Origin of the sequence: uncultured Microbacterium sp., assembly GCF_964244775.1 — a bacterium.
Lineage (GTDB): Bacteria > Actinomycetota > Actinomycetes > Actinomycetales > Microbacteriaceae > Microbacterium.
In genome coordinates, this window is record NZ_CAXTJR010000014.1 from 24,211 (window position 1) to 38,753 (window position 14,543).

Annotated in this window: 14 protein-coding genes; 6 read left to right on the plus strand and 8 right to left on the minus strand. The window is 69.6% G+C overall.

What is annotated here, in order from left to right:
* Window positions 1–2 precede the first annotated feature (2 nt).
* Both ACFE6Z_RS15665 and ACFE6Z_RS15670 read right to left on the minus strand, forming a co-directional pair.
* Window positions 3–1,580, minus strand: coding sequence for a hypothetical protein (locus tag ACFE6Z_RS15665; protein WP_375386635.1), 1,578 nt, complete (start codon window positions 1,578–1,580; stop codon window positions 3–5).
* Window positions 1,562–2,365, minus strand: coding sequence for an ABC transporter ATP-binding protein (locus tag ACFE6Z_RS15670; RefSeq protein ID WP_375386636.1), 804 nt, complete (start codon window positions 2,363–2,365; stop codon window positions 1,562–1,564). Before ACFE6Z_RS15670 ends, ACFE6Z_RS15665 begins: the two co-directional genes overlap by 19 nt.
* 206 nt (window positions 2,366–2,571) lie before the next feature.
* Between ACFE6Z_RS15670 and ACFE6Z_RS15675 the strand changes: the two genes are divergently transcribed.
* Window positions 2,572–3,891, plus strand: coding sequence for a uracil-xanthine permease family protein (locus ACFE6Z_RS15675; RefSeq protein ID WP_375386637.1), 1,320 nt, complete (start codon window positions 2,572–2,574; stop codon window positions 3,889–3,891).
* 270 nt (window positions 3,892–4,161) lie between these two features.
* Here ACFE6Z_RS15675 and ACFE6Z_RS15680 read toward each other — a convergent pair whose 3' ends face one another.
* The 5 genes from ACFE6Z_RS15680 to ACFE6Z_RS15700 form a co-directional block, all read right to left on the minus strand.
* Window positions 4,162–5,175, minus strand: a complete 1,014-nt coding sequence (locus ACFE6Z_RS15680) for a LacI family DNA-binding transcriptional regulator (RefSeq protein WP_375386638.1) — start codon at window positions 5,173–5,175, stop codon at window positions 4,162–4,164.
* Window positions 5,176–5,192: 17 nt separating this feature from the next.
* Window positions 5,193–6,710, minus strand: coding sequence for a GH1 family beta-glucosidase (locus ACFE6Z_RS15685; RefSeq protein ID WP_375386639.1), 1,518 nt, complete (start codon window positions 6,708–6,710; stop codon window positions 5,193–5,195).
* Complete coding sequence (locus ACFE6Z_RS15690) at window positions 6,707–7,612, minus strand: carbohydrate ABC transporter permease (protein WP_375386640.1); 906 nt, start codon at window positions 7,610–7,612, stop codon at window positions 6,707–6,709. The genes ACFE6Z_RS15685 and ACFE6Z_RS15690 overlap by 4 nt, the downstream gene beginning before the upstream one ends.
* Window positions 7,609–8,703: a carbohydrate ABC transporter permease gene (locus tag ACFE6Z_RS15695; RefSeq protein WP_375386641.1), complete on the minus strand. Its 1,095-nt coding sequence runs from the start codon at window positions 8,701–8,703 to the stop codon at window positions 7,609–7,611. Before ACFE6Z_RS15695 ends, ACFE6Z_RS15690 begins: the two co-directional genes overlap by 4 nt.
* Window positions 8,704–8,813: 110 nt before the next feature.
* A complete protein-coding gene (locus tag ACFE6Z_RS15700) occupies window positions 8,814–10,094 on the minus strand; it encodes an ABC transporter substrate-binding protein (protein ID WP_375386642.1) in 1,281 nt (426 codons plus the stop codon).
* A 274-nt stretch (window positions 10,095–10,368) separates the two neighbouring features.
* Between ACFE6Z_RS15700 and purS the strand changes: the two genes are divergently transcribed.
* Genes purS through ACFE6Z_RS15715 form a run of 3 tightly spaced genes read left to right on the plus strand, consistent with a single transcriptional unit; the run spans window position 10,369 to window position 12,283 of the window.
* Window positions 10,369–10,617, plus strand: coding sequence for a phosphoribosylformylglycinamidine synthase subunit PurS (gene purS, locus ACFE6Z_RS15705; RefSeq protein ID WP_375386643.1), 249 nt, complete (start codon window positions 10,369–10,371; stop codon window positions 10,615–10,617).
* On the plus strand, window positions 10,614–11,321 hold the full coding sequence (gene purQ / locus ACFE6Z_RS15710) for a phosphoribosylformylglycinamidine synthase subunit PurQ (protein ID WP_375386644.1): 708 nt from the start codon (window positions 10,614–10,616) through the stop codon (window positions 11,319–11,321). The genes purS and purQ overlap by 4 nt, the downstream gene beginning before the upstream one ends.
* A 29-nt stretch (window positions 11,322–11,350) precedes the next feature.
* Window positions 11,351–12,283, plus strand: a complete 933-nt coding sequence (locus ACFE6Z_RS15715; protein WP_375386645.1) for a 2-hydroxyacid dehydrogenase — start codon at window positions 11,351–11,353, stop codon at window positions 12,281–12,283.
* On the opposite strand, the gene ACFE6Z_RS15720 is transcribed toward ACFE6Z_RS15715, so the two are convergent.
* A complete protein-coding gene (locus ACFE6Z_RS15720) occupies window positions 12,270–12,851 on the minus strand; it encodes an NTP transferase domain-containing protein (RefSeq protein ID WP_375386646.1) in 582 nt (193 codons plus the stop codon). The two genes, ACFE6Z_RS15715 and ACFE6Z_RS15720, sit on opposite strands and share 14 nt — an antisense overlap.
* Window positions 12,852–12,953: 102 nt before the next feature.
* Here ACFE6Z_RS15720 and ACFE6Z_RS15725 point away from each other — a divergent pair, with 102 nt between their 5' ends.
* Both ACFE6Z_RS15725 and ACFE6Z_RS15730 read left to right on the plus strand, forming a co-directional pair.
* A complete protein-coding gene (locus ACFE6Z_RS15725; RefSeq protein ID WP_375386647.1) occupies window positions 12,954–14,039 on the plus strand; it encodes an XdhC family protein in 1,086 nt (361 codons plus the stop codon).
* The gene (locus ACFE6Z_RS15730) at window positions 14,036–14,542 is read left to right on the plus strand and encodes a nucleoside deaminase (RefSeq protein WP_375386648.1); all 507 of its coding nucleotides are present in this window, start codon (window positions 14,036–14,038) and stop codon (window positions 14,540–14,542) included. The genes ACFE6Z_RS15725 and ACFE6Z_RS15730 overlap by 4 nt, the downstream gene beginning before the upstream one ends.
* Window position 14,543 lies beyond the last annotated feature (1 nt).

Here is a 14,543-nt window from a genome sequence, read left to right on the forward strand (position 1 = left end):
GGTCAGGCGTTCTTCATGGCCTTGAGGCGGCTCAGCAGGAGCGGACCGGTGCGATCCAGCATCCGTCCGCCCACTCGGATGCCGACCACGACGAAGACGATGCCGAGGACGAGCCCGACCGCCCCGCCGATCACCCCGAGGGTCACGTTGCCGGTGAAGAACGCGATCATGCCCATCACGATCGACGGCGATGACAAGACGATCGCGACGAGCCAGATGAGCAGGAACGACATCCCCTGCAGGAACGTCGTCCCCGGCACGCGCTTGAACGGGTTGTCGCCCGAGCCGGCGACGGGGATGACCAGCTGAGCGGAGGTGGTGGCGCAGACCCCGTACGAGGTGAGGAGGATGCCGAGCGACATTCCGAGGATGGCGGGCAACTGGTCCCATCGGCCCGAGAACACGAACGGCACGACCGCCGCGATCACCACGAGCGGAACTGCAAGGGCCGCCGCGGCGAGGGTCCGGCCCCTCCGGTCAGCGAGACCCGTGGCACCGACCGCGAGCTCGGAGGCGAACGCGGTGCCGTCGAACGAGATGTCGGCGTAGGGGATGATGCCGATCACCAGCGCGATCAGCGGAGCCGTGAAGGTGAGACCGGCCCCCACATCCCCGTTACGCAGGTAGAACCAGAGAATCACCGGCACCAGCGGCACGCCGATCAGCTGGCGCAGGTACCGCGGGTCGCGGATCCAATAGGTGAGCGAGCGCGCGAACACCGCGCCGGCAGGGGTCGCGGGCACGCGCCCGAACCAGCCGATGCGTCCGGGGCGAACGGTCGCGGCCGACTCCTGGCGAGGGCGCGCCAGCGCGTTGCGCAGCGACCAGCCCCACAGCATCCAGAGCAGTCCCAGCGTCGCAAGGGCGATGACGAGCTTCGCGAGCGCGGCGGCCCAGTCGCCCGCGGCGACGTCGGCGGGCACGGCCCACGCCGCCCCGACCGGCGTCCAGCTGAGGACGCGGACGACCACGCCAAGCGCGTCGAGGCTCACCGCGAATCCGGTGGCGATGCCCGCGATGATCGGGCCGGCCAGGATCAGCGGGATGACGAGGAGGATGCCGGATGCCTCGCGCAGGCGCCGCCTGCCACCCGCGCCGGAGGCCAGCGAGGCCATCGTCCGCGACGCGATCACGGCGGTGAGCACCGCGATCGGGATCGCGACCACCGCTGCGGCGGCGGCCGCCGGCCAGTGCACCCACGTCGCGAGGGTCGCGAGCGCCGCGACCGAGGTGACGATGCCCGGGATGCCGCATACTCCCGCGAGCGTGAGCGCCACCATCATGCGGCGCAGCGACATCGGGAACACGACCAGGTGCTCGGGGTCGAGTGTCGTGTCCACGCCGAATGCGATGAGCGGACCCAGCACCCAGCCGATCGTGACGAGGCTGCCGACGCCCACGATCACGGCCGCAGCGACGTCTTGGGGCGCCGAGCCGAGCCAGACGAGACCGATGACGGCCGCGACGAGCACGCCGAGTCCGTAGAGCACGCCGAACAGGAATCCGACGAGCTGCCAGGGGCTCCGCGCGAGCTGGTTGCCGAGGACGCGGAACCGCAGTCTCAGGAGTGTCGCAACCATTCCGGCCCCTCCGAGTGGCGGCGGCCCCCGACGAGGTCGACGAACCTGTCCTGCAGCGACTGGCCAGCGCGGACCTCGTCGACCGTGCCGGCGACCACGAGGCGGCCGGCCGAGATCACGGCGACGTGGTCGCACAGCCGCTGCACGAGGTCCATCGAGTGGCTCGAGACGATGACCGTCCCGCCGTTGCCGACGTACCCGGTCAGCACGTCCTGGATGTTGGCAGCCGAGACGGGATCGACCGACTCGAAGGGCTCGTCGAGCACGAGCACCCGCGGGGCGTGCACGAGGGCGCACGCCAGCGCGATCTTCTTGGTCATGCCGGCCGAGTAGTCCACGACCAGCTTGCCCGCAGCATCCGTCATATCCATGAGGGCGAGCAGGTCGGCGGTGCGGCGCGCGATCTCGTCGTGCGGGATGCCGAACAGCAGGCCGTTGTAGGTGACCAGCTGCTCACCCGTGAGCCGGTCGAAGAGCTTCACGCCGTCGGCCAGGTTGCCGAGCATCGCCTTGGCCTTCACGGGCTCGCGCCAGACGTCGACGCCGTGGATGAGCGCGCGGCCGGCGTCGGGCACCAGCAGACCCGTCGCCATCGACAGCGAGGTCGTCTTTCCTGCGCCGTTGGGTCCTACCAAGCCGTAGAACGAGCCGGAGGGAACGGTGAGACTGATGCCGGCGACGGCGACCTTGTCGCCGAAGCGCTTGACGAGGCCATCGAGCTGGAGGGCCGCGTCGGGTGCGGGGGCGGCCGGTGGGGGCTGCGGGTGCGGCTGACTGTCGGTCACATCGTCTCCATCGGATCGTTGCGTCGTCCTGCGGACGCTCACGCCCCGTTCTGCGGGAACGCTCCCTACACACTCGCGGACGAAGCCCCTCGGGCGCAAAACGCGCGTACACGGTGCTGCGGAGCATCCGCTCACCCTGTCGCTATCGTGAGCAACGATTCATCGCCCACTCCCCCGCGCGGCGGGACCGACACGAAGGAGCGCCCATGCCGATCTGGAAGCTGCACGGAAACGGCCGCACCGTCGCGCCCGGCGAAGTCGTCGCGCCCGACGAACGGCTGAGCTGGCCCGCCACGGTCGCGGTGGGCGTGCAGCACGTCATCGCGATGTTCGGCGCGACCTTCCTCGTGCCGGTGCTGACCGGTTTCCCGGTCTCGACGACCCTGCTGTTCTCCGGCATCGGGACGCTGCTGTTCCTCATCGTCACGCGCAACAAGCTCCCCAGCTACCTCGGCTCGTCGTTCGCGTTCATCGCGCCGGTGACCGCGGCGACAGCCAGCCAGGGGATGGGCTCGGCCCTGGCCGGCATCGTCGCGGTCGGCGTGCTGCTCGTCGCCGTCGGCGTCATCGTGCAGCTGGCCGGCCTGGGCTGGATCGACCGGCTCATGCCCCCGGTCGTGGCGGGGGCGATCGTCGCCCTCATCGGGTTCAACCTCGCGCCCGTCGCCTGGACGAACTTCCAGCAGGCGCCCGTCACCGGCACGGTGACCCTGTGCGCGGTGATCCTGTTCAGCGTGCTGTTCCGCGGGTTCCTCGGCCGGATCTCGATCTTCCTCGGCGTGATCGTCGGCTATGTCTTCGCCGCGATCGTCGGCCAGCTCGACTACTCGGCGATCGAGGCGGCACCGTGGATCGGCCTGCCCGAGTTCCACCTCGCGAACTTCGCGTCGCCGGGCACGTGGAGCGTCATCGCGATGTTCCTGCCCGTCGTGCTCGTGCTCATCGCCGAGAACGTCGGACATGTGCGGGGCGTCGCGACCATGACCGGAGCATCCGTCAACAGGCAGACCGGCCGGGCGCTGATCGCCGACGGCGTCGCCACGACGCTCGCGGGCGCGTTCGGCGGCTCGGGCACCACCACGTACGGCGAGAACATCGGCGTCATGGCCGCGACCCGCGTCTATTCGACGGCGGCGTACTGGGTCGCGGGCGCCACGGCGATAGTGCTGAGCCTCTCACCCAAGATCGGAGCGGTGTTCAACACGATCCCCGCCGGTGTGCTCGGAGGGGTGACCACGGCCCTGTATGGGCTCATCGGCATCATCGGCATCAAGATCTGGGTCGACAATCGCGTCGACTTCTCGCGGCCCGTCAACCAGTACACCGGCGCGGTCGCCCTGGTCATCGCCATCGCGGGCTTCACGATGCAGTGGGGCGACTTCCAGCTCGGGGCGATCGTGCTCGGCGCCGCGGCTGCACTGCTGATCTACCACCTCGGCAACGCGATCGCCCGCTGGCGCAAGACCGGCGCCGACGACGGCGGGCCGCTGCCGGTGATCGGCCAGTTGGGCGGCGACCCGCAGTAGGCGCCGCTGTGGCGCGGAGGTCGAGTAGGCGCGCCAGCGCCGTATCCCGCGGTGATCGAGTAGGCGCGCCAGCGCCGTATGCCGCGGTAATCGAGTAGGCGCGCCAGCGCCGTATCGAGATCAGGGCCCGCGTACTACGTCGGTTCGGCGGATCTCGATACGCTCGCTGGCGCTCGCTACTCGATCACCGCGGTGGGGCTCGCAAGCTCGCTACTCGATCACCGCAGGGGGGGTCGCAAGCTCGCTACTCGATCACCGCGGAGCGCGCGGTCAGACGCTGTCGCGGACGATCAGCTCCGTGTCGAGGATCGTGACGCGCTGCGGCTCGCGGCCCGCGAGAAGGTCGAGCAGCACGCCGGCCATCTTCGCGCCCTGCTCGAACGACGGCTGACGCATCGTCGTGAGATGGGGGATGACGGAGGTCGCCACCGGCGAGTCGTCGAACCCCGCGATCGCCACGTCGTGCGGCACGCGAAGGCCCGCCGCGGCCAGCGCCGCCAGGGCGCCGCGCGCCATCAGGTCGCTCGCGATGAACAGGGCATCGGGCGCCTCGCCCCGCTGCAGGATGCGTCGCATCGCGTCCGCTCCGCCGCCGCTCGTGAAGCCGCCCTCCTCGATCCCGTCCTCGGCGAGGCCGGCGGCGGCGAGCGCGTCGCGATAGCCCTGCAGACGGTCGATACCCGCCGCCATGTTGAGCGGCCCTGCGATGGTCGCGATCCGGCGGTGTCCCTTCTCGATGAGGTAGGCCGTGGCATCCCGTGCGGCGGCGACGTTGTCGACGTCGACGTAATAGTCGTTGTCGCGCTCGCGCAGAGGCCGGCCGCCGTAGACGACGGGCACCGACGATGCGATGCGGTCGATGAAGGTGTCGCTGGTGTGGTGCGAGATGATGAACGCGCCGTCGATGCTGCCGCTGCGCACGTAGCTCGTCGTCTTGTCGCCCGGGTCATCGTTCGCGATGAAGAGGTTCAGCACGTAGTCCGAGCGGCTGAGCACCGTGTTGATCCCCGAGACGACCGATGCGAAGAACGGGTCGCCGAAGAACCGGGTCGTGTCTTCCGGTACGACGAGCGCGACGGCGTGGGTGTGGCGGCTCGCGAGTGACCGCGCGGCGCGATTCGGCACGTAGTTGAGGTCGGCGATCGCCTGCTGCACGGCCGCGAGCGCGCTCGGGCTCACCGCCGTCGATCCGTTCACGACGCGCGACACGGTCGAGCGCGACACGCCCGATGCGGCGGCCACCTCTTCGATCGTGATGGCGCGCTGAAGCCCCTCAGTGCTCATTGCCGCCCCCAAGGGCTCTACCTCGCCGAGGTCGGGCTCACATTCAGCGCCCGATCCGTGATGATGCGACGATACTCGCGCCCGCTGTCTTTGAGCGTGCGCTCCTGAGTTTCATAGTCGACTCGGACGATGCCGAACCGCTTCTCGTACCCCCACGCCCACTCGTAGTTGTCCAGCAGCGACCAGTAGAAGTAACCGCGCACATCGACGCCGGCGTCGACGGCATCCAGGATCGCTCCCAGATGCGCCCGCAGGAAGTCGGTGCGATCCGCATCGTGGACCCGCTTCTCGCCGTCCTCGATGACGAGCTCGTCGTCGTACGCGGCGCCGTTCTCGGTGACGAGCAGGACGGTGCCGGCCGGGGCTGCGTACTCCTCCCACACCCGGCTGAGCAGGCGCGTGAGTCCTTCGGGCTGAACGTCCCAGTGCATCGCCGTCTGAGCGAGCCCGCGATCGTACGAGTGGATGCCGTCGGATGCCGGGAACGGGGATGCTGTGGCCCGGTCGGTCGGAGCTTCACCGCTGCGGGCGGGGGTGGCCGGCGGCCGGGCGCCGACGAGCTCGCCGTGGTAGTAGTTCACGCCGAGGGCGTCGATGTGGGTCGAGATGACCTCGAGGTCGCCGGGGTGGACGGCGGCTTCCAGAGCATCGACGGCCGCAGCATCCACCGCCCTGATCTCGTCGATGACGTCGGCGGGGTACTCGCCGCGGAACACGGGGTCGAGGAACCATCGGTTGAAGCGCCCGTCGATCTTGCGCGCTGCGGCGACGTCGGCGGGATCGGTCGGGTCGGCGGGGTCGGCCACCGTGAGATTGAGCGTGATGCCCAGCTCGAGCGACGAGTCGCGCGCGCGCAGCTCCGTGACCGTCTGGCCGTGACCGAGCAGCAGGTGGTGGGCGGCGAGCATCCCCTCGGTGGTGCTGTAGTGACCGGGCGCATGGACGCCGGCGGTGTAGCTGAGGAACGACGAGCACCACGGCTCGTTCAGCGTCGTCCACACGTTGACGCGGTCGCCGAGAGCATCGTGCATGTCGAGGGCGTACTCGGTGAACAGCTCGGCGGTTTCGCGGTTGGTCCAGCCGCCGCGCTCCTGGAGCGCCTGCGGGAGGTCCCAGTGGTAGAGCGTGAGCCAGGGCAGGATGCCGGCATCCAGCAACTCGTCGGTCAGGCGCTTGTAGAAGTCGATCCCGGCGGGGTTGATCCGCCCGCCGTCCGGCCGCACGCGCGACCACGAGGTCGAGAACCGGTAGGTCTGCAGGCCCATGCTCTTCATGAGCGCGACATCGTCTCGGTACAGGTGGTAGTGATCGCACGCGACGTCGCCGTTGTCGCCGTTGATCACGGCGCCCGGCACCCGGCTGAATGCATCCCAGATCGAGTCGCGGCGGCCGTCCTCGTGCGCGGCGCCTTCGATCTGGTACGCGGCGGTCGCCGCGCCGAACAGGAATCCGGGCGGGAACGAGCGCGGCGAGGATGGCGCGACGGAGGTCGTCCTTTCGGTCACGGTCTGCAGCGCGCCGGCGATCGAGGTCATCCCTTCACCGCCCCGGCCATGATCCCGCTGACGAGCTGCTTGCCGACGAAGACGAACAGGATGAGGAGGGGGATGGTGGCCAGCAGCACGCCGGCCAGCACGATCGAGTAGTCGACGAAGTAGTTCGACTGCAGAAGAGACAGCGCCACCGGCAGTGTCGGGTTGGAGCGGTCGAGCACGATGAACGGCCAGAAGAAGTTGTTCCATGCCGAGACGAAGGTGAACAGACCCAGCATCGCGGCCGCGGGTCGCGCGGCGGTGACGCCGACCGTCCAGAACGTACGGAAGGCGCTCGCCCCGTCGACGCGGGCCGCCTCGAGGAGCTCGTCAGGAACGGCCTGCTGCAGGTACTGGGTCATCCAGAAGACGCCGAAGGCGCTCGTCAGGGCGGGCACGATGATCGCGCCGATCTGGCCGGTCCAGCCGAGGTCGCTGAACAGGATGTACAGCGGCACGACACCCAGCTGCATCGGCACGGCCATCGTCGCGACGACGAACACCAGCAGCCAGCGGCTGCCGCGGAAGCGCAGCTTGGCGAACGCCCAGCCGGCCAGCGTCGAGAAGAAGACGACCGACAGTGCGATGAGCGCGGAGCTGTAGATCGAATTCCACAGTGCCGGCCAGAAGTTCACGGCCGGGTCGTTCATGACCGACACGGCGTTCGCGATGAAGTTGCCGCCGGGAAGCCACGACATGTTGGGGTCGCGGATCGTCGACGAGTCGCCCGACCCGATCAGGAACGACCAGTAGAAGGGGAAGAGCGCGGCGGCGAGGACGACGCCGAGCGAGCCGTACACGAACCAGCCGGGGCGGCTGCCTTTGATCCTGCGCGACCGGCGCTTCTCTTCGCCGGGAATCTGATCGTCGTCGACGTGCAACGGAACGCGGGTGACGGAGCTCATCGCGCCGCCTCCTCTCGGTTTCGGTGAGCGGATGCCGCGGCATCCGCTGCCACGGACTCCTGCGCTCTGCGCGCCGCCGCCCTTCGGTCGCGGCGCGAGAGGTGCGCCCCTCGGGTGCCCTCATCGCGGACGAGCCCGCGCGTGACGAACAGGTTGATGACTCCGATGACCAGGATGATCAGGAACAGGATCCAGGCCAGGGCCGCAGCCCGGCCGAAGTTCCACTCGCCCCAGCCGATGTTGTAGAGCCAGAGGGTGATCGTCAGCCACTGCGAATCGGCGCCGCCGGTGCCGTACTGGTCGTACATGCGGGGCTCGTCGAAGATCTGCAACCCGCCGATGGTCGAGGTGACGATCACGAAGATGAGGGTGGGACGCAGGCTCGGGACGGTGATCGAGAGGAACTGGCGGAACTTGTTCGCCCCGTCGATCGCCGCGGCCTCGTAGTAGTCGCGCGGGATCGCCTGCATCGCGGCGAGGAGGATCAGGGTGTTGTAACCCGTCCAGCGGAAGTTGACCATCGTGGCGATGGCGATGTGGCTCGCGAAAGCGTCGCTGTGCCACTTGACCGGGCCGAGCCCGATGTCACCGAGCCACGTGTTCACGATCCCGTACTGGTCGCCGAACATGTTGCTGAAGATGAGGGCCACTGCGACGGGCGCCATGACGTAGGGGACGAGGACGCCCATGCGCCAGAACGTCTTGGCGCGGATGTTCTGGTCGAGCATCGCGGCGATGAAGATGGCCAGGATCAGCTGCGGGATCGTGGACAGCAGGAAGATGCTGAACGTGTTGCGCAGCGCGATCCAGAACTTGGGGTTGGTCAGCACGTAGATGTACTGGTCGAACCCGATGAAGGTGCCGCGGCCGCGGACGAGGTCCCAGTCCATGAACGAGATGACCGCGGTGTACGCGATCGGGAACAGCCCGATCACGATGAAGAGGAGGAAGAACGGCGAGATGTACAGGTAGGGCGCGAGCTTGAAGTCCCACGCACTGCGGCGCTGGCTGAAGCCGATCCGCTTGGGCCGGCGAGGGGCCTGATCGGGAGTCGCCGCCCTCGCGGCGGGCGGTTGCATTGTCGTTGTCACGGGGTTCCTCGCTTGTCGCGCACGGGCTTCGTTCCGTCTCGCTTCGCTCGCTCAAAACGCAGAAGGACGCCGCGGGCCCGGAGAGGCCCAGGCCCGCGGCATCCGATCTGCTACTTGATCGTTCCGACCTCAGAGACCCACTGGTCCCACGAAGCAGTGGCGTCCTGCGTGCCGTCTTCGACACGGGTCAGGGCCTTCTGCATGGCGTCGTTGATCTGGAAGTAGAACGCACCCTTGAACGGAGCAACCGTGACCGCGTTCGCGCGGTCGGAGAGGATCTGGCCGACCGGGGCGTTGTTGAAGTACGCGTTGGTCGAATCCAGCAGCGTGGGGTCGGTGAGTGCGTCGTTCTGGCTCGGGAACGTGCCCGCGTTGGTGAACGCCGTGATCTGCTGCGCGGGGGCGGTCAGCCAGTCGGCCAGCTCCTGCGCGGCCGCGACGTTCGCGCCGTTGGCGGGGACGGTCAGGTACGAACCGCCCCAGTTACCGCCGCCGTTGGGGAACACGTTCGCGATGTCCCACGTGGTGACGTCCTTGGCGTTGCCCGAGATGACGCCGAGCATCCAGCCGGGGCAGAGCATCGTGGCGAAGGCGCCGTTGGACAGACCCGCCATCCAGTCGTCCGACCACTGGCCGAGGTGTGCCGACTGCGTCGCGCTGGCCTTGAGCACCTGGTCGTAGATGTCCTTGACCTCGGGGTTGGTCGTGGCGGTGATGTCGCCTGTCTTGGGGTCTTCGTACGCGGCCTCGACCTGGTTGATCATGCCCTGGTAAGTGCCTCCGGCGGAGTCGAAGAAGGCCTTGCCGGTGGCGGCGGTGTACTTGTCGCCCACCTCGAAGTACTTCGACCAGTCGCCCTCGAAGAGCTTCGCGACCGAGTCGCGGTCGCTCGGCAGGCCGGCGGCCGCGAGCAGGTCGGAGCGGTAGCAGATGCCCTCGGGCCCGATGTCGGTGCCGTAGCCGATGAGGTTGCCGGCCGTGTCGGTGGCAGCGGCGGTCTTCCAGTCGAGCCAGCGGCTCTTCAGGTCTGCGGGCACGGGGGCCAGGAGGTCGGAGTACTTCATGACCTCGGGCAGCCAGTCGACCTCGATGGCCTCGATGTCGGCCAGGCCCGACTTGCCGAGCTTCTGGAAGTAGTTCGCGCGGGCGTCGTTGGACGTGGCCGCCTTGGTGAGCTCGACGGTCACATTCGGGTGGAGCTTCGTGTACTGGTCGACGAGTTCCTGCGTGTAACCGAAGTCGTTGAAGGTGGAGACGGTCAGGGTGACCGGCTTGTTCGGGTCGGCCGTCGGGGTCGAGCTGCCGCCGGAGGCGCAGCCCGCGAGGACGAGGGCGGAAATGGATGCGACGGCCGCCACCATGGCGGTCCGTTGCAGTGCGCGTGATTTCACGGTCACTCCTTTGTGGTGTGGGGGTGGTGCGGTGCGCCCCGTGCATCGCGCTGTGCTTCGATCGAGGACCTCGACCTAGGCATGGGAGCGCTCTCACCGGACGAGCAGTCACGCTATGGGATCGCTCCCATGAAGTCAAGGAAGCGCTCTCACGAGCGGGGTCACGGTTCGGTCACGTCCCCTCGTGAACATCTCGAAGGATGGTCGGGGCGTGCCGGGGGCGCGGCCGTAGGATGGACGGACACCCCTTGCCCGCGACATCCGGAGCGTTCTCATGGCCACCATCGTCGTCGACGTCATGCCCAAGGCCGAGCTGCTCGACCCCCAGGGCAAGGCGGTCTCTGGGGCGCTCGCGCGGCTCGGAGTCGACCAGTTCACCTCCGTCCGCATCGGCAAGCGCTTCGAGCTCACCGTCGACGGCCCCGTCGGCGAAGACACCCTCGCCAAGGCCCGCGAGATCGCCGACGAGATCCTCTCCAACGCGGTGATCGAAGACGTGATCGGCATCGAGGTCGTGGAGTGACCGCCCGTATCGGCGTCATCACCTTCCCCGGGTCGCTCGATGACCGCGACGCGCAGCGCGCGATCCGCATCGGCGGCGCCGAACCCGTCGCCCTCTGGCACGGCGCGCACGACCTCGACGGCGTCGATGCCCTCGTGCTGCCCGGCGGCTTCAGCTACGGCGACTACCTCCGGGCCGGCGCGATCGCCGCCCTCGCGCCGATCATGAGCGAAGTGAAAGATGCTGCGGCCAAGGGCATGCCGATCCTCGGGATCTGCAACGGCTTCCAGATGCTCGTCGAGGCACATCTGCTCCCGGGCGGCCTGATCCGCAATGCCCATCAGCAGTTCATCCGCCGCGACCAGCGGCTTCGCGTCGAGAACGCCTCGACCGCCTGGACCTCGGAGTTCGAGGTCGGTCAAGAGATCGTGGTTCCGTTGAAGAACGCCGACGGCGGCTACATCGCGGATGCCGAGACCCTGGCCCGCGTGGAAGCCGAAGGCCTCGTCGCCTTCAGGTACGTGGGCGTCAACCCGAATGGGTCGCTCGACGACATCGCCGGGCTCACCAACGAGCGCGGCAACGTCGTGGGACTCATGCCGCACCCCGAGCACGCGGTGGAAGAAGGCTTCGGGCCCGACACGGCCGCCGCGATGCGCTCGGGCACCGACGGGCTGGGGTTCTTCACCTCGGCGATCGCCGCGGTGGTGGGCGCCGCCGCCTGACCTTCGCCAGTCGCGGGTAGCGTGAAAGGGTGACCTCCGGCATCCCGAAACTCGTCGTATCCGTCCCCACCGAAGAGCTCGCCTCCGACCTCGGTGCTCTGCCCGACGGCGTCGAGCTGCACGTGTGGGCCCTCGAGGGCCCCGCGCCCCGCGATCGCATCGACATCGTGGTGCCGCCGTACATGAGCATGAGCACCGCCGTCTCGCGCCTGGCCGGTGTCGACGTCGGGTTCGTGCAGAGCCAGTCGATCGGGTACGAAGGCGTTGAGGCGGCCCTTCCGGACGGGACGGTGTTCGCCAACGCCGCGACGGTGCACGAGACCTCGACGGCCGAGCTGGCGGTGGCCCTGACCTTGGCCTCGCAGCGCCACTTGCCCGACTACGTCCACGCGCAGGACGAGGGCCGCTGGGCGCCGGACTTCGCGACCAGCCTCGCCGACCGCCGGGTGCTGCTGCTCGGCTACGGCGGCGTCGGCAAGGCGATCGCCGCGCGCCTGGCGCCCTTCGAGGTCGAGCTCACGGCGGTCGCTTCTCGCGCACGCGACGAGGACGGGATGCGGGTGCACGCCGTCGACGAGCTGCCCGACCTGCTGGGGGCGGCCGAGATCCTGATCGTCAGCCTGCCGGGCGGCGACGCCACCGCGCACATCATCGACGACGCCGCGCTCAGCGCCCTCCCCGACGGCGCACTCGTGGTCAACGTCGGCCGCGGCTCGCTCATCGACACCGATGCCCTCGTCGCACACATCGAGCGGGGCCGGATCCGCGCCGCGCTCGATGTCACCGATCCCGAGCCGCTCCCGGCCGGCCACCCGCTCTGGAGCCTCCCTGGGGTGCTCATCGCCCCGCACGTCGGTGGAGCATCCACCGCCATGCGGCCGCGCATCGCGCGCCTCGTGCGTACCCAGATCGAGCGGGCGCTGGCGGGTGAGCCGCCGCTGAACGTCGTCATCGGCGGTTGAGACCGGGGTCGTGGTCGATGTCGGCGCCCGACCAGAGGTCGCCGCACTCGACCGCGAGCGCTCCGTGCGCACGCAGGTACGGCCCGGCCCCGCGGTCGCCCGAGAGCGACGCCGCCGCGGCGGCGAAGTGGTCGCGGCCGATGAACACCGGATGCCCCGGCTCGCCGTCGTACATCGCCTGAGCGAGACCTGCCCGCGCCCCGGCGAGGCTGATCACCCGGACCGCCGCCGCCGCGGGTGCGGCGGGAGTGTCGACCGGGGTGATGACCACCGCGTCCGCCGCCGAAGACTCCGCCGCCGCGAGGCCTGTACGCAGGGTTGCCGAGAGCCCATCGGCCCAGTCCGCGACCCGCACGATCGTCGCGTCCGGGGGCACGAGCGCGGCCGCCTCGTCGCCACCCGCACCCAGAGCGACCAGCACCTCCGCGCAGCCGGCGGCGCGCAGCATCCGCACGGCCGCATGCACCCACGGCGTGCCGTCCGCCGACCGCGCGAGCGCCTTCGGCCCACCGAACCGCGTGCCCGCCCCGGCGGCGAGCACGAGTCCGCACAGCCGAGGAGCCTCCACGAGCATCGAGCGTAGCCGTGACGGCCCGCGGCGGTCCGTTGTGGCGGCCAGGAATCATCCCCGCGTAGCGCGCAGGAAACACGGTCCGGGTAACGTGACGGGATGCTCGATCTCGCGTCTGAACTGCTCCCGGTGCTGCGCGCCGGGAGCGCGGTGGCCGTCGTGACCATCACCGCGGTGCCGCGCAGCGCTCCGCGCGGGGTGGGCGCATCGATGGCCGTGGCGGCGGACGGGCGCGTGATCGGCTCGATCTCGGGAGGATGCGTCGAGGGCGATGCCGTGCTGCTGTCGCACGCCGTGCTGCGCGACGGCGTCGGGCGCACGGCACGATTCGGGTTCAGCGATGAAGCGGCGCACGCCGCGGGGCTGGCCTGCGGCGGCTCGATCGACGTCGTCGTGTACCGGATCGATCCTGCCGATTCCGCGGCGCTCTCGACCCTCGAACTGGCCGCCGCCGACCGGCGGATCACGATCGGCGTGACCTGCAGCGGGTCGAACCCGGGTTCACTCGTTCTGCCGGAGCGCCTCCCCCTCGACGAATCAGCGGTAGCCACCGGCGGCATGCTTCTTGCGGCATACGATGGATCCGACGTGGTCGTCATCGCCCACCTGCCGCGTCCGCGGTTGATCATCGCCGGCGCCGCTGACCACGCCGCGGCCCTCTGCCGGGTCGCCTCCGCCGCCGGATTCGCGGTCACGGTATGCGATCCGTGGGAGCTCCTCGTCACCCGCGAGCGTTTCCCCGACGCCGACCGGCTCGTCGCCGGCCTTCCGCACGAGCATCTGCGCAGCATCCCCCTCGATGAGCTCGACGAGCGCACCGCGGTGTGCGTGCTCACCCATGACGAGCGGCTCGACGTGCCCGCCCTGCGGATCGCGCTGAGTCTGCCGATCGGCTTCGTCGGGGCGATGGGGTCGCGCGCAACGGCCGCGAGACGCGCACAGCTGCTGCGGCAGTCGGGTGTCGATGACGCCGGTCTCGCTCGCCTGCACTCGCCGCTCGGCCTCGACCTCCAGGGCACGACTCCCGACGAGACGGCGATCTCGGTGCTCGCCGAGATCATCGCCGCACGTCACCGCGGCACCGGCCTCGCGCTCCGCGATCTGTCGGGCGCCGTGCACCGCGCGACGCCTGTCGACCGCTCGTGCGCGCCCGACTCGGCGCTCACCCCTGAAGCCCTGCGATGACCTCTCACGCCGTCGAATCGGCCGCGATCGATCGCGCGCATCTCCGCCACGCCATCGCACTCGCGGGCGCGGCACGAGAACGCGGCGACCACCCGTTCGGCGCGATCGTCGTGACTCCCGACGGCACGATCGTCGAGGGCCTGAACTCGGTCGTCAGCGCCACCGACCCGACGGGCCACGCCGAGACGAACCTGGTGCGCCTCGCGGCCGCAGCGCTTGCGCCGTCGGTGCTGACAGCATCCACTCTCTACACGAGCACCGAACCCTGCGCGATGTGCGCGGGAGCGATCTACTGGTCGGGCATCGGCCGTGTCGTCTACGCGCTGGCCGAGTTCGAGCTGATCCAGATGGTCGACGCACAGGAGGGCATCCCGACCCTCGCGCTGCCGTGCCGCGAGGTCTTCGCACGCGGCGGCCGCTCGATCGACGTCGTCGGCCCGGTGCCGCTGCCCGAAGCGGTGGCCGTGCACGCAGGGTTCTGGCGCAGCGAACAAGAGCTCTGAC

Excerpts from the sequence above, each read along its gene's own strand:
- ACFE6Z_RS15730 (WP_375386648.1), top strand. The coding sequence starts at position 14,036 with ATGACCTCTCACGCCGTCGAATCGGCCGCGATCGATCGCGCGCATCTC.
- ACFE6Z_RS15725 (WP_375386647.1), top strand. The coding sequence starts at position 12,954 with ATGCTCGATCTCGCGTCTGAACTGCTCCCGGTGCTGCGCGCCGGGAGC.
- ACFE6Z_RS15685 (WP_375386639.1), bottom strand. The coding sequence starts at position 6,710 with ATGACCTCGATCGCCGGCGCGCTGCAGACCGTGACCGAAAGGACGACC.
- ACFE6Z_RS15675 (WP_375386637.1), top strand. The coding sequence starts at position 2,572 with ATGCCGATCTGGAAGCTGCACGGAAACGGCCGCACCGTCGCGCCCGGC.
- ACFE6Z_RS15690 (WP_375386640.1), bottom strand. The coding sequence starts at position 7,612 with ATGAGCTCCGTCACCCGCGTTCCGTTGCACGTCGACGACGATCAGATT.
- ACFE6Z_RS15665 (WP_375386635.1), bottom strand. The coding sequence starts at position 1,580 with ATGGTTGCGACACTCCTGAGACTGCGGTTCCGCGTCCTCGGCAACCAG.
- ACFE6Z_RS15680 (WP_375386638.1), bottom strand. The coding sequence starts at position 5,175 with ATGAGCACTGAGGGGCTTCAGCGCGCCATCACGATCGAAGAGGTGGCC.
- purS (WP_375386643.1), top strand. The coding sequence starts at position 10,369 with ATGGCCACCATCGTCGTCGACGTCATGCCCAAGGCCGAGCTGCTCGAC.